This window comes from Stenotrophomonas daejeonensis, from assembly GCF_001431505.1.
Classification (GTDB): domain Bacteria; phylum Pseudomonadota; class Gammaproteobacteria; order Xanthomonadales; family Xanthomonadaceae; genus Stenotrophomonas; species Stenotrophomonas daejeonensis.
Window position 1 is genome coordinate 1 of sequence record NZ_LDJP01000013.1, and the last position, 20,357, is coordinate 20,357.

General features: G+C 69.7%; 22 protein-coding genes. 11 read left to right on the forward strand and 11 right to left on the reverse strand.

The genetic code is table 11. The annotated features are described in order from the left end of the window. Positions 1-66: 66 nt before the first annotated feature. Positions 67-462, forward strand: coding sequence for a RidA family protein (locus ABB34_RS02915; RefSeq protein WP_211258146.1), 396 nt, complete (start codon positions 67-69; stop codon positions 460-462). A gap of 80 nt (positions 463-542) precedes the next feature. Here the strand turns inward: ABB34_RS02915 and ABB34_RS02920 are convergent, their stop codons facing one another. Continuing rightward, positions 543-1,820 (reverse strand): flavohemoglobin expression-modulating QEGLA motif protein, encoded by a 1,278-nt coding sequence (locus ABB34_RS02920; RefSeq protein WP_057639745.1) that lies wholly within the window; start codon positions 1,818-1,820, stop codon positions 543-545. 143 nt (positions 1,821-1,963) lie between these two features. After that, positions 1,964-3,061, reverse strand: a complete 1,098-nt coding sequence (gene rsgA / locus ABB34_RS02925; RefSeq protein WP_057639746.1) for a ribosome small subunit-dependent GTPase A — start codon at positions 3,059-3,061, stop codon at positions 1,964-1,966. Between the two features lie 130 nt (positions 3,062-3,191). Between rsgA and ABB34_RS02930 the strand changes: the two genes are divergently transcribed. Genes ABB34_RS02930 through ABB34_RS02945 form a run of 4 tightly spaced genes read left to right on the forward strand, consistent with a single transcriptional unit; the run spans position 3,192 to position 5,904 of the window. Next, on the forward strand, positions 3,192-4,460 hold the full coding sequence (locus tag ABB34_RS02930; RefSeq protein ID WP_057639747.1) for a pyridoxal phosphate-dependent aminotransferase: 1,269 nt from the start codon (positions 3,192-3,194) through the stop codon (positions 4,458-4,460). A gap of 9 nt (positions 4,461-4,469) precedes the next feature. Beyond that, positions 4,470-4,829: an antibiotic biosynthesis monooxygenase family protein gene (locus ABB34_RS02935; RefSeq protein WP_057639748.1), complete on the forward strand. Its 360-nt coding sequence runs from the start codon at positions 4,470-4,472 to the stop codon at positions 4,827-4,829. Positions 4,830-4,865: 36 nt separating this feature from the next. Then, positions 4,866-5,516, forward strand: a complete 651-nt coding sequence (locus ABB34_RS02940) for an SGNH/GDSL hydrolase family protein (protein ID WP_057639784.1) — start codon at positions 4,866-4,868, stop codon at positions 5,514-5,516. 58 nt (positions 5,517-5,574) lie between these two features. Beyond that, positions 5,575-5,904, forward strand: coding sequence for a DUF6172 family protein (locus ABB34_RS02945; RefSeq protein ID WP_057639749.1), 330 nt, complete (start codon positions 5,575-5,577; stop codon positions 5,902-5,904). 116 nt (positions 5,905-6,020) lie between these two features. On the opposite strand, the gene ABB34_RS02950 is transcribed toward ABB34_RS02945, so the two are convergent. The 3 genes from ABB34_RS02950 to ABB34_RS02960 form a co-directional block, all read right to left on the reverse strand. After that, the gene (locus ABB34_RS02950; RefSeq protein ID WP_057639785.1) at positions 6,021-6,458 is read right to left on the reverse strand and encodes a VOC family protein; all 438 of its coding nucleotides are present in this window, start codon (positions 6,456-6,458) and stop codon (positions 6,021-6,023) included. A gap of 136 nt (positions 6,459-6,594) precedes the next feature. Beyond that, positions 6,595-7,845: a DEAD/DEAH box helicase gene (locus ABB34_RS02955; protein ID WP_057639751.1), complete on the reverse strand. Its 1,251-nt coding sequence runs from the start codon at positions 7,843-7,845 to the stop codon at positions 6,595-6,597. Between the two features lie 37 nt (positions 7,846-7,882). Beyond that, a complete protein-coding gene (locus ABB34_RS02960; RefSeq protein ID WP_057639753.1) occupies positions 7,883-8,662 on the reverse strand; it encodes a polysaccharide deacetylase family protein in 780 nt (259 codons plus the stop codon). Between the two features lie 62 nt (positions 8,663-8,724). Between ABB34_RS02960 and grxD the strand changes: the two genes are divergently transcribed. Continuing rightward, on the forward strand, positions 8,725-9,651 hold the full coding sequence (grxD, locus tag ABB34_RS02965; protein ID WP_057639786.1) for a Grx4 family monothiol glutaredoxin: 927 nt from the start codon (positions 8,725-8,727) through the stop codon (positions 9,649-9,651). Positions 9,652-9,802: 151 nt separating this feature from the next. Here grxD and ABB34_RS02970 read toward each other — a convergent pair whose 3' ends face one another. Continuing rightward, positions 9,803-10,342, reverse strand: a complete 540-nt coding sequence (locus tag ABB34_RS02970) for a DUF924 family protein (protein WP_057639755.1) — start codon at positions 10,340-10,342, stop codon at positions 9,803-9,805. Positions 10,343-10,516: 174 nt separating this feature from the next. Here ABB34_RS02970 and ABB34_RS02975 point away from each other — a divergent pair, with 174 nt between their 5' ends. From ABB34_RS02975 to ABB34_RS02985, 3 genes are read left to right on the forward strand one after another with little or no spacing between them, the layout of a single operon-like run. After that, positions 10,517-11,461: a DegV family protein gene (locus tag ABB34_RS02975; protein ID WP_057639757.1), complete on the forward strand. Its 945-nt coding sequence runs from the start codon at positions 10,517-10,519 to the stop codon at positions 11,459-11,461. A gap of 46 nt (positions 11,462-11,507) precedes the next feature. Continuing rightward, a complete protein-coding gene (locus ABB34_RS02980; protein ID WP_057639759.1) occupies positions 11,508-11,846 on the forward strand; it encodes a hypothetical protein in 339 nt (112 codons plus the stop codon). A 3-nt stretch (positions 11,847-11,849) separates the two neighbouring features. Beyond that, complete coding sequence (locus ABB34_RS02985) at positions 11,850-12,521, forward strand: Dph6-related ATP pyrophosphatase (protein WP_057639762.1); 672 nt, start codon at positions 11,850-11,852, stop codon at positions 12,519-12,521. 87 nt (positions 12,522-12,608) lie between these two features. Here ABB34_RS02985 and ABB34_RS02990 read toward each other — a convergent pair whose 3' ends face one another. From ABB34_RS02990 to frmR, 4 genes are all read right to left on the reverse strand, one after another. Further along, complete coding sequence (locus tag ABB34_RS02990; protein WP_057639763.1) at positions 12,609-14,051, reverse strand: GGDEF domain-containing protein; 1,443 nt, start codon at positions 14,049-14,051, stop codon at positions 12,609-12,611. An 89-nt stretch (positions 14,052-14,140) separates the two neighbouring features. Beyond that, positions 14,141-14,971 (reverse strand): S-formylglutathione hydrolase, encoded by an 831-nt coding sequence (gene fghA / locus ABB34_RS02995; RefSeq protein ID WP_057639764.1) that lies wholly within the window; start codon positions 14,969-14,971, stop codon positions 14,141-14,143. A gap of 106 nt (positions 14,972-15,077) precedes the next feature. Then, positions 15,078-16,187, reverse strand: coding sequence for an S-(hydroxymethyl)glutathione dehydrogenase/class III alcohol dehydrogenase (locus tag ABB34_RS03000; RefSeq protein ID WP_057639765.1), 1,110 nt, complete (start codon positions 16,185-16,187; stop codon positions 15,078-15,080). A 137-nt stretch (positions 16,188-16,324) separates the two neighbouring features. Continuing rightward, positions 16,325-16,600 carry a formaldehyde-responsive transcriptional repressor FrmR gene (gene frmR / locus ABB34_RS03005; RefSeq protein WP_057639787.1) on the reverse strand — a complete coding sequence of 92 codons (276 nt, stop codon included), beginning with the start codon at positions 16,598-16,600 and terminating at the stop codon, positions 16,325-16,327. Between the two features lie 145 nt (positions 16,601-16,745). Between frmR and mgrA the strand changes: the two genes are divergently transcribed. Beyond that, a complete protein-coding gene (mgrA, locus tag ABB34_RS03010) occupies positions 16,746-17,792 on the forward strand; it encodes an L-glyceraldehyde 3-phosphate reductase (protein WP_057639766.1) in 1,047 nt (348 codons plus the stop codon). 269 nt (positions 17,793-18,061) lie between these two features. Here the strand turns inward: mgrA and ABB34_RS03015 are convergent, their stop codons facing one another. Beyond that, on the reverse strand, positions 18,062-19,426 hold the full coding sequence (locus ABB34_RS03015; RefSeq protein WP_057639767.1) for a glutamate--cysteine ligase: 1,365 nt from the start codon (positions 19,424-19,426) through the stop codon (positions 18,062-18,064). A gap of 205 nt (positions 19,427-19,631) precedes the next feature. On the opposite strand from ABB34_RS03015, the gene ABB34_RS03020 reads away from it, so the two are divergent. After that, complete coding sequence (locus ABB34_RS03020) at positions 19,632-20,330, forward strand: VIT1/CCC1 transporter family protein (RefSeq protein ID WP_057639768.1); 699 nt, start codon at positions 19,632-19,634, stop codon at positions 20,328-20,330. The last annotated feature ends 27 nt before the right edge of the window (positions 20,331-20,357 follow it).

Here is a 20,357-nt window from a genome sequence, read left to right on the forward strand (position 1 = left end):
CTTCGGGGCACCTTCTCCCAATGGGAGAAGGGAAAAATTACTGTCCTTCAACACAAAGGAATCCCCATGATCGACATCAAACGTTACGGCGCCGAAGGCGGCGTCGGCCAGGGCAAGCAGCACATGCCGTTCTCGCGCGCGGTCGAGGCCGATGGCTGGCTGCATGTGTCCGGGCAGGTACCGATGCGCGACGGCGAACTGGTCGGCGGCACCGTCACCGAGCAGGCGCACGTGGCCATCGGCAACCTGCTGGCCATCCTCGCCGAGGCCGGCTACGGCCCCGAGCACGTCGTGCGCTGCGGCGTGTGGCTGGACGACGCCCGCGATTTCTACGCCTTCAACACCGTGTTCAAGCACTACTTCGGCGAGCATCCGCCGGCCCGCGCCTGCGTGGAAAACCGCATGGTGGTGGACTGCAAGGTCGAGGTGGACTGCATCGCCTGGAAGCGCCCGCAGCGCTGACCCGGCAACAACCCTCGCAGGAGCGACGCCAGTCGCGATGGGGCTTTCCCGGTAGAGCCCGGTCGCGACTGGCGTCGCTCCTACCGATCCTTGGAGGCGAACGGCAAAGCCCCATCGCCCACCCGGTCCATCCGTATCCGGTTGGCGAACAGCGAGAACGCCAGCGCGCCGGCCAGGCCGTTGGCGCGCTGCAGCCACGGCGGCAACCAGCGCGGCGGCGCCAGCACCCCAGCCTCGAACAGCGGCGCCAGCGTCTGCGCATCGTCCAGCGTCATCTTGCCGGCAAACAGCCAGTGGCAGGTCTTCAATTTCTCGTCGCGCAGCATCTGCCGGAAGAAGGTGTGCACCGACACCAGCCCGCGCAGGTACACCGTGTCCTTGTTGAACGCACCGCCGCCGGACGTGGGCACGCCGCGGAACACCCGCTGCGCCGAGGCGAAGCTTTCCTCCGGCGTCTGCCCGGCGTCGCGGAAATAGCGGAACACCGCGATGAAGTCGGCACCGTCGCGCGCCATCGCGATGGCCTCGATGCGCAGGCTGACGCGCTTCAGGCGCTGGATGTCGATGCTGCCGGTGATCTGCTCGGCGAAGGTCGCCAGGCCTTCCTGGGTCGCGGTGGTGCGCGGCGAGGACAGCGCCAGGCTTGGCAGCACCGTTTGTTCGCGGCCATTGAGCGCGGTCAGCGAATGCACCAGCGCCTCGTGGTGGAACAACTGCGCGCGGTCATAGGCGCTGAACCCGGCGCCGCTGCGCAGGCGGATGCGGGTGGCGCCGGCGGCGGCCTTGGCCACCAGCGCCGGGTCCAGCTCCACGCTGATGACGCGCGCGTCGAAGAAGTCGTCGAGGTCGTTCTGCAACTGCAGTTGCAGGGCCACGGCCGACACCGGCACCTGTTCCTCCGGCGCCAGCAGTTCGTGGTCCAGCTCCTGCGCGATGTCGATGAAGTGCCGCGCCGCCTCGCGCGTGGCCGGGCCATTGCCGGGCATGGCTTGCTCCGGCGTGCCGAACAACTGCGCCGACAATGCATCGACCTCGCGCGTCCCCAACGCTTCCAGCAGGCGCGCGGCCAGTTCCCAGCTCTGCACCGAATCGCGCAGGTAGCGGCCCAATGGATGCGAGGCATCGGCGGCATCGGCGATTGCGGCCAGCTCGCGCCGCGCATCGGCGAAATCATGCTTCGGGTAGTCCACCCGCGGCAGCACCGGGTTGCCGCGCGCCACGCTGTCGAGGAACGGCGCCTGCGTCGATGCCGGCCAACTGGCCAGCGTCAACAGCCTGATGCCGCGCACCGCCTTGACCAGCCGCGCATCGAGCGCGGCGTGGTGGGCGATGGCCGGGTCGGAGGCAACGGCATTCATGCCCGCACCATACCGTAGGTCGGGGCTACGCCCCCGACACATCGCTTGCCTCAAGCATGCGCGCGTCGGGGGCGTAGCCCCGACCTACCGACACTATGTCGACGGCCTCCCTGCAGTTGCCGGCCAGCGGCCGGCACTATCGCTCAACGCCGCTTCGGTTTTCCCGCCGGCCGCCACTGCGCGCCACGCCCGGCGCTCCGGCGCTCGCTGGCCTGCTCGGCCTGCCGCTGCGCCAGCTTGGCCGCGGCCGCGGCCACTTCCTCGCGCAGCTTGAGGTAGTTCAGCAGGCGGCTTTCGTCGATCTCGCCGCGCTCGATCGCCGCGCGCACCGCGCAGCCGGGTTCGTGCTGGTGCGAGCAATCGCGGAAGCGGCATTGCTCGGTCAACGCCTCGATGTCGGCGAAGCCGCCTTCGGCCAGGGTTTCCTCGCCGGTGGGCTTGAGCTCGCGCATGCCCGGCGTGTCGATCAGGCACGCGCCGGCCGGCAGCGGCAGCAGCGCGCGGTGGGTGGTGGTGTGGCGCCCGCGCGAATCGCTGCCGCGCACCGCGCCGGTCTTCATCCGGTCATGCCCGAGCAGGGTGTTGGTCAGCGTGGACTTGCCGGCGCCGGAGGAACCCACCAGCACCACGGTGCGGCCCGGCCCCAGCCACGGCGCCAGCGCGGCGGCGCTGGCCGGGTCCTTGCCGTTGATCGCCAGCAGCGGGATGTCCTGCGCCGCCAGGTCCTCCAGCACCGCCAGCGCATCGGCGCCGTATTCGGTCTGGTCGGCCTTGGTCAGCACCACCACCGGCGCGGCACCGCCGCTGCCGGCCAGCATCAGGTAGCGCTCGATGCGGCGCGGGTTGAAGTCCGCATCCAGCCCGCAGACGATGAACACCGTGTCGATGTTGGCCGCGATCACCTGCTGGTGGTAATGCTCGCCGGCCGCACCACGCTTGATCGAGCTGCGCCGCGGCAGCAACGCGACGATGCGCGATTCCTCCAGCAGCACCCAGTCGCCCACCGCCGCGCGCTCGTGGCTGGGAAAGCGGGGCCGCTGCCACTCCGGCAGCGACTCGGCCTTGCGCGCGGCATCGGCGGCATCGGCCACCACGTAGCCGGAGCGGTGCTGCTCGACCACCCGCGCCGGCCGCGCCGCCGGATGCGCGGTGAAGGCAGCCTGCCACGCCGCATCTTCCGGCGGGCCGGGCCAGGGCCAGCCGATGGGGCGCAACGCGGCGAAATCGATCATGTCCGTCATCGGCCAATTCTAAGCGGCGCGACGGCCCCAGCCGCCTGCCGGCGGCCACTCGGTTCCGCCCGGAACCATTGCCCCGCAGCGCAGCAATTCCGCTACCATGCGGCTTCCACGCCTGTACGGCCCCGCGCAAATGTCAAGCCCCAAACCGCTGCCCACCCGCGAACGCCTGTCCGAAGTGCGCTACGAGATCCGTGGCGAGCTGGCCCGGCGAGCCCGCGAGCTGGAGGCGCAGGGGCGCAAGCTGATCAAGCTCAACATCGGCAACCCCGGCAATTTCGGCTTCCGCGCGCCGGAGCACCTGCAGCACGCCATCGCCGACGACATGGGCCGCACCGACCCCTACACCCACCAGCAGGGCCTGCCGGTGGCGCGCGACGCCATCGCCGCGGCCTATGCCCGGCGCGGCATGCCCGACGCGCAGGCCGAGCGCGTGTTCGTCGGCAACGGCGTGTCCGAACTGATCGACCTGTCGCTGCGCGCCCTGCTCAACCCCGGCGACGAGGTGCTGGTGCCCTCGCCCGACTACCCGCTGTGGTCGGCCGCCACCATCCTCAACGACGGCCGCCCGGTCTATTACCGCTGCCGCCCCGAGAACGGCTTCCAGCCCGACCCGGTGGAGATCGAGACGCTGGTGTCCTCGCGCACCCGCGCCATCGTGCTGATCAACCCCAACAACCCCAGTGGCGCCAGCTACCCCCGCGAGCTGCTGGAAAAGATCGTCGCCGTCGCCCGCCGCCACAATCTGCTGCTGCTGGTCGACGAGATCTACGACCAGATCCTCTACGACGGCGCCGCCTTCCAGCCGCTGGCGCCGCTGGCCGGCGACCACCCGTGCCTGACCTTCAGCGGCCTGAGCAAGGTGCACCGCGCCTGCGGCTGGCGCGTGGGCTGGATGCTGCTGTCCGGCAACGCCGCGCAGCTGGGCGAGTTCCGCGCCGCGCTGGACCTGCTCAGCGCGCTGCGGCTGTGCGCCAACGTGCCTGGCCAGTACGCCATCGACGCGGCGGTCAACGGCCCGGACACCATCACCGCGCTGTGCTCGCCCGGCGGCCGCCTGTACGAGACCCGCCGCGCGGTGATCGACGCCTGCGCCGCGAGCGAACACCTGGAGCTGGTCGCCCCGGCCGGCGCGCTGTACGCCTTCCCGGCCGTGACCGGGCCGGCCGCGCAGGGCTTCGACGACCACGGCTTCGCGCTGGAACTGATGGACGACGAGGGCGTGCTGGTGGTGCCCGGCTCCAGCTTCAACGTGCCCTACCGCAACCACTTCCGGGTGACCCTGCTGCCCGACGCCGACACCATGCGCGACGTGTTCGGCCGCATCGACCGCGTGCTCGCACGCCGTGCCGAACGGGTGACCAAGGTAGTGCCGCTGAAACCCCGCAGCGCGGTCGGCTGAGGTCCGCCGATGGCCGGTACCGGGCAAGCAGGCGCAGCGGCCCCCGGCCCCGGTTTCGCGGTCCTGTACCGCTGGCGGCTTCACCCCGGCACCGAGGACGACTTCGTCCGGGCGTGGTCGCGGGTGTCGGAACTGCTGCGCGCGCAGCGCGGCTCGCTCGGTTCGCGCCTGCACCGCGGGCCGGACGGGATCTGGTACAGCTACGCCCAATGGCCGAGCGCGCAGGCGCGCGACGCCGCCTTCGCCGCGGATTCCGTCGATCCGCAGGCCAGCGCGCGGATGGCGCAGGCCATCGCCGAACGCCTGCCGGAGCTCGTCCTCGAATCCGTTGCCGACTTCATGCTGCCGATCGCCGACAATGGGGGCTGATCCAAACCGGCGCCACACGGCGTGACTCGATCGATGATGACCACGACCGACACCCCCCCGGCCACCGCCACCCGCTATCTGGCCCTGGGCGATTCCTACACCATCGGCGAAGGCGTGCCGGCCGCGGACACCTGGCCGTTCCTGCTGGCCGCGGCACTGCGCGGGTGCGGTATCGCGCTGGACGACCCGCAGGTGATCGCCACCACCGGCTGGACCACCGACGAACTGGCCGCCGCCATCGACGCCGATCCGCCGCAGGGAACGTTCGCGCTGGTGAGCCTGCTGGTCGGGGTCAACAACCAGTACCGCGGGCGGCCGCTGGCCGAGTACCGCCAGCAGTTCGAGCAACTGCTGCAGCGGGCCATCGCGCTGGCCGGCGAAAACGCGCGGCGGGTGCTGGTGCTGTCGATTCCCGACTGGGGCGTGACCCCGTTCGCGCAGGCGCAGGCGCGCGATGCCGCCACCGTCGCGCGCGAGATCGACGACTTCAACGCCGCCGCCCGCGCCTGCTGCGGCGACTACAACGTCGCCTTCGTCGACATCACCCCGGCCAGCCGCGAACGCGGCGCCGAAGCAGCGATGCTGGTCGATGACGGCCTGCACCCTTCCGCGGCGATGTACCACCTGTGGATGGAGCAGGTGCTGCCGGTCGCGGCGGACATGCTGCTGGCTGCCCCCCACGCCTGAGCCGACAATGGCTCCCTTCCCGCCGTCCCACCCGGGCCGGCGCCATGACGAGAATTCCGTGAGAAAAACCTACCGCCTCGATATCGAAGGCAAGCATCCCGAACGCCTGCTGGAAGCCGGCAAGCACGACATCCGCAGGTACATCAAGCGCGAGCGCGGCAAGGCGCTGCCGGCGAGCGCCGATTTCTGGGACTTCGACAGCAAGGCCGGCATCGACGAAGCCAGCGCGCAGCCGGTGCCATTGGCCGGACTGATCCGCGCGGTGGATGCGCTGGTCGCCGCCGGCAACACGCAGTTCTACGTGGAAGTGCTGCGCAGGCCCGGCAAACGCGCCCCGCGCCCGATGGTCGAAACGGTCGTGCCAGCGGAAAGCGATTTCGAGGATTGACGGCAATGCCCGGCGGCAGCGTTACCGCTGGAACCATCGCCGGGCGGGTCCTGCCCTACGGAATGCGGATGCCGGGACAAGCCACGCTGCGAAGCGGCGTTGGCTCGGATGAATCGTCAGGCCCCACTCGCAGTTCCCCCGACTGACGGCCCTTTGAGCTCGATCACGTTGCCATCCGGGTCCAGGAAGTACAGCGATAAACCGTCACCCTCTGCGCCAAAATTGATCCCGGCGCTGCCCAGCGGCGCAAGACCGTGGCGCTCGAGATGAGCAACCAGATCGGATTCATCGAATGGCTCGATGCGCAGGCACAGGTGATCCACGTTCCTCGCTTCCTTCCCGGGCGCGGCACCACCGCGGGAGCCAAGCGTCCCGTCCACGCTCACGAGATCGATCATCGAAGCGCCTGCCCGCAGGTGGACAAGACCAAGGTGCTCACGTTGCCTGACGACCTCACAGCCGAGCACGGAGCGATAGAAGTCAACGCTTCTGCCCAAGTCACCGACCCGGAGGACCACATGGTCGATGCGTTGCACGGAGAATGGTTTTGTCATTGGCGACTCCATGAAATTTCCGTGGGGTCTGGAGCATCCGAACGAGCCGTATTGCGAGGCAACGCCGGCCTCCATGGACTCCGGAGCTTACCCGACAACACCGACGCCCCGGCGCCTGCGGGTCCCGGCTGAACCCTCAATCTGCCGCCGCAGCCGCAGCGCGCAGCCGATCCTTCCTGCTGGGCCGGCGGCCCTTGATGCCGCCGCTGCCATCGGCCACCCGTGGCGTCGGCACGGCCGTGTCCATCGGCTCGAAACCGGGCCGCACGGCGGGCTCCAGCTGCAGGCCATTGCGCTTGCAGATCAGCCGCCAGTGCGCCAGCCCGGCGGCATCGACGAAACTCACCGCCAGCCCTTTCCCACCGGCCCGGCCGGTACGGCCGATGCGGTGCGGATAATCGACCGGCGAGCGCGGCAGTTCGTAATTCACCACCACCGGCAAACCGGCGACGTCGATGCCGCGCGCGGCCACGTCGGTCGCCACCAATACCTGCAACTCACCGTCCTTGAACGCCTGCAGCGCGCGCACGCGGCGGCCCTGCGAAAGCTCACCATGCAGCGCCTGCACGCCGATGCCGCGCTTGCGCAGCACGCCTGCCAGGCGGTCGCCCTCGCGGATGCTGCCGACGAACACCAGCACCTGCCGCCATTGCGGGTCGTCCAGCAGCGACAACAGCAGTTCGCCGCGACGGCCGGCATCCACGCGGATGGCGCGTTGCTCGACGTCCGGCTGCGCCTGCGCGACGGCCTGCAACCGCCGCGGCGCACGCAGGCCGGCGGCGGCCAGTGCCTCGATCTGCCCGGGGAAGGTGGCCGAGAACAAGGCCGTCTGCCGCCGCGTGGGCAGTTCGGCGAGGATCTGCCGCAATTCCTCGCCAAACCCCAGCTCCAGCAGGCGGTCGGCTTCGTCCAGCACCAGCAGTTGCACGTGCCGCAACGACAACGCGTTGTGCGCCAGCAGGTCGAGCAGGCGCCCCGGGGTGGCCACCACCACGTCGGCACCGCCACGCAACGCCATCATCTGCGGGTTGATCGACACCCCACCCACCGCGCACACCACCCGCGGCTGCCGGGGCAGCTCGCGGCCCAGCGTGGCGAACACATCGGCCACCTGCAACGCCAGCTCGCGCGTCGGCACCAGCACCAGTTGCCGCAGCACCCGCGGCTTGCGCGGCGGCGCGCTGAAGAAGCGTTGCAGCGCCGGCAGCACATAGGCCGCGGTCTTGCCCGAACCGGTCGGCGCCAGCGCCACCACGTCCCGTCCCTCCAGCAGCACCGGCACCGCCTGCCGCTGGATCGGCGTGGGTGCCCCATAGCCGGCCTGCCGCAATGCCCGCTGCAATGCCGGCAACGCGCCAGAAGACAAGCCGAGTGTGGAAAAAGGCATCGTGCGGCTCCGGGAGCGGCGGCGTGGCGGGGCGAGTCTATGCCGTTTCCAGCGGCAGGCGCGCCCGCAGGCCACGCGCCTGCAGTTGCCGCAGCACCGCCTCCACGATGGCGACGTTGTGCCCATGCGCCGCGCCTTCATGCAGCAGCACGATCGCGCCGGGTACGAGCCCGCCGGCGATCCGCGCCACCACGGTTTCCGGCGTGCAGCCGACGCCGTCGAATCCGCGCGCGCTCCAGCCCACCCGCGCCAGCCCGTGCCGGTGCAGCGCGGCGGCGACGAACGGGTTGGTCATGCCGACCACCGAGCGGTACCAGCGTGGTGGTGCACCGGCAATGGCCGCCAGCACCTGCTGGCAGTCGCCGATTTCCCGCGCCAACGCCCGCGGCCCCAACGCCCAGAACCGCGCCTGCGGGTGCGACTGGCTGTGGTTGCCCAGCCCGTGCCCGCGCCGCAGCACCTCGCGCACCAGTTCCGGCCGCGCCGCCGCCCGCGCGCCGACCATGAAGAACGTCGCGCGGGCATCGTGCCGGTCGAGCGCGTCGAGGATGGCGAGGGTGTCGTCCGAAGGGCCGTCGTCGATGGTCAGCCACACCGCCGGGCCGGGCAGCCGCGCCAGCACCGGCGCGTAGAAACGGCTGTTGGGCAGGAACACCGGCAGCAGGAACAGCGCGTGGCTGGCCAACAGCAGCGGCAACCCGGCCTTCCAGCCCAGTTGCCACCAGACCAGCGCCACCAGCGCCTGCGACACCAGCAACCACGGCACCCAGCGCCAGGGATGGACCGGAATGCGATGCAGGGTTCCCGTGGCGGTCATACCCCATGATGCCATGCGGCGTAGAATCGCCTTCTGTCTCCGACTACTTCCACGAGTTCATGATGTCCCTGGATCCCGCCCTGCGCGCGCGCATCGAATCCCTCCTCGGCGCCAACCGCGCCGTCCTGTTCATGAAGGGCCAGCCGTCGATGCCGCAGTGCGGCTTCTCGGCCAAGGCCGTCGGCGCGCTGCAGGACCTGGGCGTGGACTTCGCCCACGTCAACGTGCTGGCCGACGGCGAAATCCGCGAAGGCATCAAGCTCTACGGCGACTGGCCGACCATCCCGCAGCTGTACGTGGACGGCGAGCTGGTGGGCGGCAGCGACATCATCCTGCAGATGGCCGGCAGCGGCGAGCTGAGCACCCTGCTCGGGCTGGCGCCGCCGGACCGCACCCCGCCCAGCATCACCATCACTCCGGCCGCCGTGGAAATGCTCAAGGGCGCGCTGGCCGACGCCCCCGGCGCCGCACTGCAGTTGGGCATCGACGCCCGCTTCCAACCGAACTTCCAGCTGGCCCCGTTCGACGCCAACGCCATCGCCGCCGAATCCAACGGCCTGCGCGTGCAGTTCGACACCGCCAGCGCGCGCCGCGCCGAAGGCATCACCATCGACTGGGTGGACGACATCCGCGGCAAGGGGCTGGCCATCGACAACCCCAACGCGCCCAAACCGGTGCAGGAACTGGACGTGCGCAGCGTCGACGACCAGCTGCGCGCCGGCACCCTGACCGTGGTGGACGTGCGCCCGGCCGACGAGCGCGCCATCGCCGCCATCGGCGCACCGTTCGAGACCTTCGACGGCGACAACCGCGCCCGGCTGGAAGCCCTGCCCAAGGACACCCCGCTGGCCTTCCTGTGCCACAAGGGCGGGCGCAGCGCGCAGGCCGCCGAGGCGTTCCGCGCACTGGGCTTCACCCGCGTCTCCAACGTCACCGGCGGCATCGATGCGTGGGCGCAGGAAGTGGACAACGGCGTGCCGCGCTACTGATCGCGGGCACGCCCTTGCACCACGGGAAGCGCCGGCGAAAGCCGGCGTTTTCGTTCCGGTAGTGCCGGCCGCCGGCCGGCATCCGCAGGATGTAGGCCGGGGCCACGTCCCCGGCGCTCCGTAGCCATGGCGTCGGGGGCATAGCCCCGACCTACCCGGCGAACCCGCCCTCGGCCAGGTAGTGCAGCTCTTCCGGCGTCGGGATCCGCCCCAGCACCGCGTTGCGGTGCGGGAAGCGGCCGAAGCGGCGGATGATGTCGCGGTGCAGCTCGGCGAAGCGCAGGTACTCCAGGTCGCCGAGCACCTCGAACATCGCCACCGAGCGCTCCTGGTCCTGCAGGTTCTCCGAGTGCTCGAACGGCAGGTAGATGAAGGCGCGCAGCTGCGGCGTCAGCTCGCGGTCCAGCCCCTCCTCGATGGTGCGCATGGCGTAGTGCCGCGCCAGCCCGTCGGTGGCGTAGGCGTGGGCGGTGCCGCGGAAGCAGTTGCGCGGGAACTGGTCCAGCAGGATCTGCAGCGCCAGCGCACCCTCGCCGCTGTGCAGCCAATCTTCGCAGCCGCGCTCGGCGGCGGTGAAATGGGCATCGAGGAAGCGCAGGCGGAATTCGTCGTCGAACGCATCGTCGCGGGCAAACCACCGTCGTGGCCCCGCCGCGCGCCAGAATTCCACCACCGCCTGTACTGCTTCCATCACACCGCCTCTCGTCGCAGGGTCCCGGCCATCCGGAACGCCGGCGCAGCTTAACCCGCGCAGGGTACCGGGCGGCGTGGTCCGCGGGCCCGGCGCGGCCCCGCATGGACGCGCCGCCGGCCCCGTTTTCGGTTAGGGTTGCCGGTGGATACGAACCATCGGGGAGAACCGGCCATGCGCATCGGGATCGTCGTGGATTCGGCCTGCGACCTGCCGGCCGACTTCATCAGGGAACACAACATTGTGCTGTTGCCGATCACCGTACGCATCGGCGAAGCGGTGCTGGCCGACCACCGCGAGGAAGACGCCACCCTCAACTTCCTGCACACCCACGTGGCCGAGCGCGGCGCCGAGGCCGAAACCATCCCCTACAGCGTCAACCAGATCCGCGACCTGTTCCTGGACCACCTGGTCATCGACTACGACCACGTGTTCTGCATGACCATCACCAAGACCCGCAGCCCGATCCATGACAACGCGCTGCAGGCCAGCTTCGCCATCCTCAACGAATACCGGCCGATCCGCCAGGCCGCTGGTCACAATTCGCCGTTCGCGCTGCGCGTGATCGACACCCAGAACCTGTTCGCCGCGCAGGCGGTGACCGCGGTCGAGGCGGTGCGGCTGCGCGACGAGGGCGCCGGCGTGGCGCAGATGCGCGAGCAACTGGAGAAGCTCGCCGGCAACGTCCACGGCTACATGATTACCCGCGACCTGTACTACATCCGTGCCCGCGGCCGGCACAAGGGCGACCGCAGCGTCAGCCTGTTCAGCGCCGCCCTCGGCAGCGCGCTGGACATCAAGCCGGTGCTGCATGGCTACCGCGGCGAAACCGCGCCGGTGGCCAAGATCAAGGGCTTCGACAATGCCGTGCAGCAGTTGTTCGACTTCGCCAGCCGACGCGTGGTCCACGGGCTGCTGACGCCGGTGGTGTGCATCAGCTACGGCGGCCCGCTGGACGAACTGCGCGCCCTGCCCGGCTACGCCGGCCTGCGCGACACCTGCGGCGCCAAGGGCGTGCAACTGCTGGAAAGCGTGATGAGCCTGACCGGCATGGTCAATGTCGGCAAGGGCGCGGTGACGATAGGGTTTGCCGACGAGCCGCACGAATTCGACGCCTGAGCCACGCAACCCGGCGCCGCCACGACGCTTTCCAGGAGAACACCACATGCCCGTGCACTACTCGATCTCGCTCCCCGACCCGGCCGCCGCGCGCGGCGCCGACCCGCGCCTGTCGTTCACCGCCAACGGCGCCGACACCTTCGCCGAACAACTGCAGGACGCGCTGCGCACGCCGGCGTTGTTCGAGCGCTGGAAGGCCACCCAGGACGAGCCCGACGACGTCGATCCCGCGCTGGGCATCACCGACCCGGAGGCCACGGTGATCGGCCGGCAGTCGGACCTGCGCATCGACCTGGTCGCCATCACCCGCATCCCCGGCGACGTGCTCAAGCAGCGCCTGCGCCTGCTGGCCGGGCGCCACTGGGAACTGCGCGACGTGCGCTGACCCATGCTTCCGGTCCTGTTGTGCTGGAGCGGCGGCAAGGACGCAGCATGGGCCTTGCACACGCTGCGCCAGCGCGACGACACCCGCGTCGTCGCACTGCTGAGCACGCTGACCGAAGGCCACGGCCGCGCCTCGATGCAGGGCGTGCGCGAGGAGGTGCTGCAGGCGCAGGCCGATGCCGCCGGGCTGCCGCTGCTGCGCGCGTGGATACCACAGGCCTGCGACAACGCCGTCTACCTGCAGCGCATGGCGCAGGCACTGGCGGCGGCGCGGCAACGCTGGCCGGCATTGCGCACGCTGGCATTCGGCGACCTGCTGCTGGAGGACATCCGCCAATGGCGCGAGCGGCAGTTCGCCGGGCTGGGCTGGGACTGCCGGTTCCCGTTGTTCGGCGATGACACCGGCGCGCTGGCGCGGCGCATGATCGACGGCGGCCTGCGCGCGCACCTGTGCTGTGTGGACACGCAGTTGCTGGATGCCGGCTTCGCCGGCCGCGCCTTCGACCATGTCCTGCTCGACGCCCTGCCCGCCGGCATCGACCCCTGTGGCGAGAACGGCGAATTCCACACCTGCGTCGGCGCCGGGCCGATGTTCCGCGCGCCGCTGCAGCTGCGTGCAGGCGCCACGGTGCTGCGCGAGGCGAGCTACGCATATACCGATTTCATGACCGTCTGAAGCAGACTTGTCCAATGCCTCGGGCCTTGGATGCAGGTGATGCCTGCCCGTCCACGATAGTGCCGAGCGTCCCCGGGATTCGCTGGATCATGGAACCCGCAGGCCGCCGTCAGCCAATGCATCCGGCGCTTGCTCCAGCCACATCTCGACACGGTCACGGCCGGCATGCTTGGCTGCATACAATGCGCGGTCGGCACCGGCCAGCAGGGCTTCCAGGGGACACGGCCATGCGGGCCGCATGCAGGCCACGCCCACGCTGATGGTCACGGCCTGTGGCAAGTCGCCTTCGGGAATCCCCGCCACCGCCGCACGCAGGCGCTCTCCCATCCCGCAAGCGCTTTCGGGGGATGCACCTGGCAGCACTATCCCGAATTCCTCGCCACCGTAGCGGGCCACCAACTCCGTACCACGTGCCGCCGTGGCATGAAGCACCTCGGCCACCTTGCGCAGGCAGCGATCCCCCATCGGGTGGCCGTGGGTATCGTTGAACCTCTTGAAATGGTCGATGTCGATCAACAGCAGCGAAAGCGCGCTCCCCTGCCTGCAGGCACGGCTCCATTCGGCATGCAGCACGGCATCGAACTGGCGGCGGTTGGCCACGCCGGTCAGCCCGTCCAGCCGCGACAGTGCGTCCAGCGCCGTATGCTGCTCCAGCAACTCGATCTGCAGCAACACGCTGCGCAGGCCGAAACCCAACGTCGCCACCACGAAACCGGCCAGTGCCCAATGCCGCGAATGGTCGACCACCTGCATGGCCACCACCAGCAGCAGCAAAGGCAGGATCATCGGTCCGCCGGCCTGCACGACATACCGCAGCCGCGGGTACTCCACGACATGCGCGGGTTCGCGCGCGTTCAAGGCCAGAACCGCCAGCAGCAGGAAAGGCAAGTCGATCAACAGGTCGGCATGCAGGCCGAAGGGCTCGTCCGCGGCACAGTGGTTGGTGAAGCCAGCCACCAGCAGGTACGCCAGGGCATACATCGCCATCACCCGGAAAAAGGCATGCCGGTCCGGCAGGTCGGTGCTGGCCCAGCGCAACAACGCGAACGCGGCGATGCACACGTTCTGGATGTCGAACATCATGCGCAGGCCGTCCAGGCCTGCATCGCCGGCACTGGCACGATGGCGGGTATGCAGGAAAAACAGCACGCCCAGCAGGGCCGCCATCAGTGCGTCGATCAGGCTGATCGGCCAGCGCTCGCGCCGGGCGCGCGCCAGCACGAACACCAGCGGCACTCCATACATGACATAAAACAGCAAGCTGGCCTGCGGAGTGTCGTTGGCCTCGCCGGCGTTCAGGACATCGGCCATGTTCAACGCCATGCCGGTGGCCCACAGCAGCATGGCCAGCGCCGTGGCATGCCAGCCCAGCGCCGCATGGTGCCGCCACCCTCGCCACAGGCATGCCGCCGCTGCCAGCAACGGGGCGGCGATGAGGAAGCCGAACGACAACAGGGGTGCCCGTGCCGGCGACAAGGCCAGCGCCAGGCCGTGGCAAAGCACGAACAGAACCGCCAGCACCAACGGCATGGCATCCCTCCTGGACCAAGGCCGATGGCAGGACAATAGCAAAAGAAGCCGGGGAGGCCGCCGTGTCCGCCGGTGCCGCACGGCACCTGTCAGGTCATGGCACGCGCATGGTGGGCCAGATGCTCGCCGATGAAGCTGGCGATGAAGTAATAGCTGTGGTCGTAGCCCGGCCGCAGGCGCAGTTGCAGCGGATGGCCGGCGGCCTCGCAGGCAGCCTGCAGCAGTTGCGGGCGCAGCTGCGTGTCGAGGAATTCGTCGGCCCCGCCCTGCTCGACCAGCAGCGGCAAGCGTTCGCTCGCACCGGCGATCAGGGCGCAGGCGTCGTACTGCTTCCACGCCTCGCGGTCCTCGCCCAGATAGGCGGCGAACGCCTTCTCGCCCCAGGGCACCTGCGACGGCGCCACGATCGGCGAGAATGCCGACACGCTGCGGTAGCGGCCAGGATTGCGCAGTGCGATGGTCAACGCGCCATGCCCGCCCATCGAATGCCCGCTGATCGCGCGCGCGCCGCTGGCCGGGAAGTTGGCCTCGACCAGCGCCGGCAACTCCGCGGCGACGTAGTCGTGCATCCGGTAGTGCCGCGCCCACGGCTGCTGCGTGGCGTTGACGTAGAAACCGGCGCCCTTGCCCAGGTCGTAGCCTCCGGCGTCGGCCACATCGTCGCCACGCGGGCTGGTGTCCGGCGCGACCAGGATGATGCCGTGCTCGGCCGCATGGCGCTGCGCGCCGGCCTTGGTGATGAAGTTCTGCTCACTGCAGGTCAGGCCGGAAAGCCAGTACAGCACCGGCAGCCGGGCGCCGGTTTCCGCCTGTGGCGGCAGGTAGACGGCGAAGTCCATCTCGCAGCCCAGCACCTCGGAGCGGTGGCGATACACGTCCTGCCAGCCGCCGAAGCAGGCGCGGTGTTCGATGCGTTGCATGTTGGTTCTCCCGTCTCGCGAAAAACCGGTAGGAGCGCACCTTGGTGCGCGATGGGGCCTTACCGGCGAAGCTTCATCGCGCACCAAGGTGCGCTCCTACGGATCATCAGAAGTGGACGACGCTGCGGATCGACTTGCCTGCGTGCATCAGCTCGAAGGCTTCGTTGATCTTCTCCAGCTCCATCGTGTGGGTGACGAACGGCGCCAGCTCGATCTCGCCCTTCATCGCATCCTCGACCATGCCCGGCAGCTGGCTGCGGCCCTTGACCCCGCCGAACGCGGTACCCATCCACTTGCGGCCGGTGACCAGCTGGAACGGGCGGGTGGCGATTTCCTGCCCGGCACCGGCCACGCCGATGATCACGCTCTGGCCCCAGCCGCGGTGCGCGCATTCCAGCGCCGCGCGCATCACGTTGACGTTGCCGATGCACTCGAACGAATGGTCCACGCCCCAGCCGGTCATCTCCACGATCACCTGCTGGATCGGCTGGTCATGGTCCTTCGGGTTCACGCAATCGGTGGCGCCGAACTGGCGCGCCAGCTCGAACTTGGAGGGGTTGGTGTCGACGGCGATGATGCGCCCGGCCTTCGCCTGCCGCGCGCCCTGGATCACCGCCAGGCCGATGCCGCCGAGGCCAAATACGGCCACCGAATCGCCTTCGGCCACCTTGGCGGTGTTGTGCACCGCGCCGATGCCGGTGGTGACGCCGCAGCCGAGCAGGCACACGTGCTCCGGGTTCGCCGCCGGGTTGACCTTGGCCAGCGACACCTCGGCGACCACGGTGTATTCGGAGAAGGTCGAGCAACCCATGTAGTGGTAAATCGGCTCGCCGTTGTACGAAAAGCGGGTGGTGCCGTCGGGCATCACGCCCTTGCCCTGGGTGGCGCGCACCGCGGTGCACAGGTTGGTCTTGCCGCTCTTGCAGAACAGGCACTGCCCGCACTCGGCGGTATACAGCGGGATCACGTGGTCGCCCGGCTTCACCGAGGTCACGCCCTCGCCGACCTCGACCACGATGCCCGCGCCTTCATGGCCGAGCACGCAGGGGAACAGCCCTTCCGGATCGTCGCCGGACAGGGTGAAGGCATCGGTGTGGCAGACGCCGGTATGGGTGATCTTCACCAGCACTTCGCCGGCCCTGGGCGGGGCGACGTCGATCTCGGCGATCTTCAGTGGTTCGCCAGCGGCGAAGGCGACGGCGGCACGGGATTTCATGGGGGTTCTCCTGTAGCAGTTGTTCGTATGTGTGCATGTAGGAGCGACGTGAGTCGCGATGGCTTTCCCGGGAAAGCCCCCCCCCCTGTGCGCCGGTGGGGCTTGCAATGGAAGCCCCATCGCGACTCACGTCGCTCCTACTTGAGGTAGGAACGGATCAGGCCGGACATCTCGGCCACGCGCGCGCTGCGCTGCGCCTCGGACTGCGCCGGCTGGCCGAACTCCTCGCGCAGGTGCGCTTCCATCACCTCGGACATCAGCCCGTTGACCGCGCCACGGATGGCGGCGATCTGCTGCAACACCGGGCCGCAGTCGGCGCCGGCTTCCAGCGCGCGCTCCAGCGCGTCGCACTGGCCGCGGATGCGCCGTACCCGCGCCAGCACCTTCTTCTTTTCCTCGGGGGAATGCGGCATGCGCGCCTGACCCTGCATGTACTGGGGGGCAGTATATGGAAAGCCCCGCCGCATGCAAGCAGGCCGATGCCCCGTCCCTCCCGGCCACGCTGCACCCGCTGCTGCCCATGCCCTAATGTAGGCACCCCTTTCCGCGGAACCCGCCATGTCCTACATCGCCGATCCCGCCCGCTACGACGGGCGCATGCCGCAACGCCGCGTCGGCCGCAGCGGCCTGACCCTGCCGGCCATTTCGCTCGGGCTGTGGCAGAACTTCGGCGGCGTGGACGTGTTCGAGACCGGCCGCGCCATGCTGCGCCGCGCCTTCGACCGTGGCGTCACCCATTTCGACCTGGCCAACAACTACGGCCCGCCGTTCGGTTCGGCCGAGGAGAACTTCGGCCGCTGGTACGCCGCCGATTTCGCCGCGCACCGCGACGAACTGGTGGTTTCCACCAAGGCCGGCTGGGACATGTGGCCCGGCCCCTACGGCGGCCCCAGCGGCTCGCGCAAGCACGTCATCGCCAGTTGCGAGCAGAGCCTGCGGCGCATGGGCCTGGACCACGTGGACATCTTCTACTCGCACCGGGTCGATGCCGACACGCCGCTGGAAGAGACGATGGGCGCGCTGGCGCACCTGCACCGCCAGGGCAAGGCGCTGTACGTGGGCATCTCCTCGTATTCGCCGGAACTGACCCGGCAGGCCGCCGCGATCCTGCGCGCCGAGGGCGTGCCGCTGCTGATCCACCAGCCCAACTATTCCATGCTCAACCGCGACATCGAGGCCGGCCTGCTGCCGGCGCTGGGCGAGCTGGGCGTGGGCTGCATCGCCTTCTCGCCGCTGGCGCAGGGCATGCTGACCGACAAGTACCTGCACGGGGTGCCGGCCGATGCCCGCGCCAGCCGCAACGGTTCTCTCAAGCAGAGCATGCTCGGCGAGGCCAACCTGGCGCGTATCCGCGCGCTCAACGCCATCGCCGCCGCACGCGGGCAGTCGCTGGCGCAGATGGCCATCGCCTGGGTGCTGCGCGATGCACGGGTGAGCTCGGCGCTGATCGGCGCGCGCAACGTGGCGCAGCTGGACGATTCGCTGGATGCCGCGGCGCGGCTGGACTTCAGCGCCGAGGAACTGGCGCTGATCGAGCAGCACACCGGCGACGGCAACGTCGATATCTGGCGGGTGTCCTCGTCCATCGGTCGCGACGGGGGCTGACCCCATCGGCAGCGCTCGCCGATCCGTGCCGGGCAAGCCCGGCACCTGCGCGAAAACATCGCTCGTGGATGCGGGGCTTGCCCCGCATCCACAACAGCCAACCGTAGGTCGGGGCTATGCCCCCGACGCCGCGTGCGTACCACCGTCGGGGGCATGGCCCCGACCTACGTACTCACGAAATTCGCGACGTAACGACCGTAGGTGCCGGACTTGCCCGGCATGGGAGCTTCACCAGCAAGACTTCATGCGGGGCTTGCCCCGCATGCCCCTCAGTAAGCGAATTCGCAGAACAGCGGATCGACGCTGCCGTACCACTCGCCGTGGAACAGCTCCAGCTTGCGCTCGGCGGCGGTCTTGCCGGAATCGACGATCTCCTGCAGCACGTCGAGGAAGCGGGTTTCGTCCTGGCCGTCGGCATTGAGCGCGGCACGGCGGCGCAGGCCCTCGCGCGAGATTTCCAGCGCGCGCCGCGCGAGGTCGCGCACCGTGCCATCGCGGAACGGCAGCTTCATCGCCAGCTTCGGCACGCCATCGCGCAGGGCGTGGCGCTCGGCCATGCTGAAGTCCTTGACCAGGTCCCACGCCGCGTCCAGCGCCGCGTCGTCGTACAGCAGGCCGACCCAGAACGCCGGCAGCGCGCAGATGCGGCTCCACGGGCCGCTGTCGGCACCGCGCATTTCCAGGTACTTCTTCAGGCGCACTTCCGGGAACGCGGTGGTCATGTGGTCGTTCCAGTCGCGCAGCGTGGGCAGCGCGCCGGGCAGCACGTCCAGCTCGCCGCGCATGAACCTGCGGAACGACTTGCCGCTGGCGTCGATGTAGCGGCCATCGCGGTAGGAGAAATACATCGGCACGTCGAGCAGGTAGTCCACGTAGCGCTCGTAGCCGAAGCCGTCGGCGAACACGAAGTCGAGCATGCCGGTGCGGTCGGCGTCGGTATCGGTCCAGATGTGCGAACGGTAGCTCAGGTAGCCGTTGGGCTTGCCTTCGGTGAACGGCGAATCGGCGAACAGCGCCGTCGCTATCGGCTGCAAGGCCAGCGACACGCGGAACTTCTTCACCATGTCCGCTTCGCTGGCGTAGTCGAGGTTGACCTGCACCGTGCAGGTACGGGTCATCATGTCCAGGCCGAGCGCGCCGACTTTGGGCATGTAGTTCTTCATGATCTGGTAGCGGCCCTTGGGCATCCACGGCATGTCCGCGCGCGCCCACTTCGGCTGGAAGCCCATGCCGAGGAAGCCCAGCTGCAGCTCGCCGGCCACCTGCGCCACTTCGTTGAGGTGGGTGCCGGTTTCCACGCAGGTCTGGTGGATGCTCTCCAGCGCCGCGCCGGACAGTTCCAGCTGCCCGGCCGGCTCCAGCGTCACCGAGGCGCCGTCGCGCAGCAGGGCGATGGTGTTGCCGTCCTCTTGCACCGGCTCCCAGCCGAAGCGGGTCAGGCCGTCGAGCAGCGCGTTGATGCCGCGTTCGCCCTCGAACGTCGGCGGGCGCAGGTCGTCCAGCCTGAAACCGAACTTCTCGTGCTCGGTGCCGATGCGCCATTGCGCCTTGGGCTTCTCGCCCGAGGCGATGCTCTGGACCAGCTGGTCGCGGTCGGTGATGGGGGTATCGGCGACGTGGCTGGGGCTGGACAAGGGCGATCTCGCGTGGATTCGGGTGGGGCCGGATGTGGGGTTGCAGCCCCGTCACCGCAAGCCGGAACTATATCGTGCGGCCCCGTGCGCCACGTTGCCGGCCACGGGTTTCAGCATCCTACCGGCGCAGGCTTGACCCGCATTCGCGAGCGCGGCTGCATATCATTCCGCCACGGCCCCGCGCCCGTTGCCTAAACTGCCCGGCATGCAACGACACCGCCACAAGGAAATCCACCGCTCCGAACGCGTCGGCTGGCTGCGCGCTGCCGTGCTCGGTGCCAACGACGGCATCGTCTCGGTGGCCGGGCTGGTGGTGGGCATCGCCGCCAGCGGCGCCTCGGCGGCCACCGTGCTGGCCACCGGCGTCGCCGGCACCGTGGCCGGGGCCATGTCGATGGCCGCCGGCGAATACGTCTCGGTGCAGTCGCAGGCCGACGCCGAGCATGCGGACCTGGCGACCGAGCGCCGCGAGCTGCACGAGGACCCGCATGACGAACTGGAGGAACTGGCCGGCATCTACCGCCGCCGCGGGCTGTCGCCGGAACTGGCGCACGAGGTGGCGGTGCAGCTCACCGCGCACGACGCGCTGGCCGCGCATGCACGCGACGAGCTGGGCATCACCGACGAACTGCGCGCGCGCCCGCTGCAGGCGGCCGCCGCCTCGGCCAGCGCCTTCGTCGCCGGCGCGGCGCTGCCGGTGCTGACCGCCCTGCTGGCCCCGGCCCCGCTGGTCACGGCCGCCACCATCGGCTCCACCCTGGCCGGGCTGAGCATCACCGGCGCCCTGGCCGCCCATGCCGGCGGTGCCGCGCCGGTACGCGGCGCGGTGCGCGTGGTGTTCTGGGGCGCCTTGGCGATGGCCGCGGCCACCGCCATCGGCCGGTTGTTCCATGTCGCACCCTGAGCCGGTGGACACCGGTGCACGGCACGC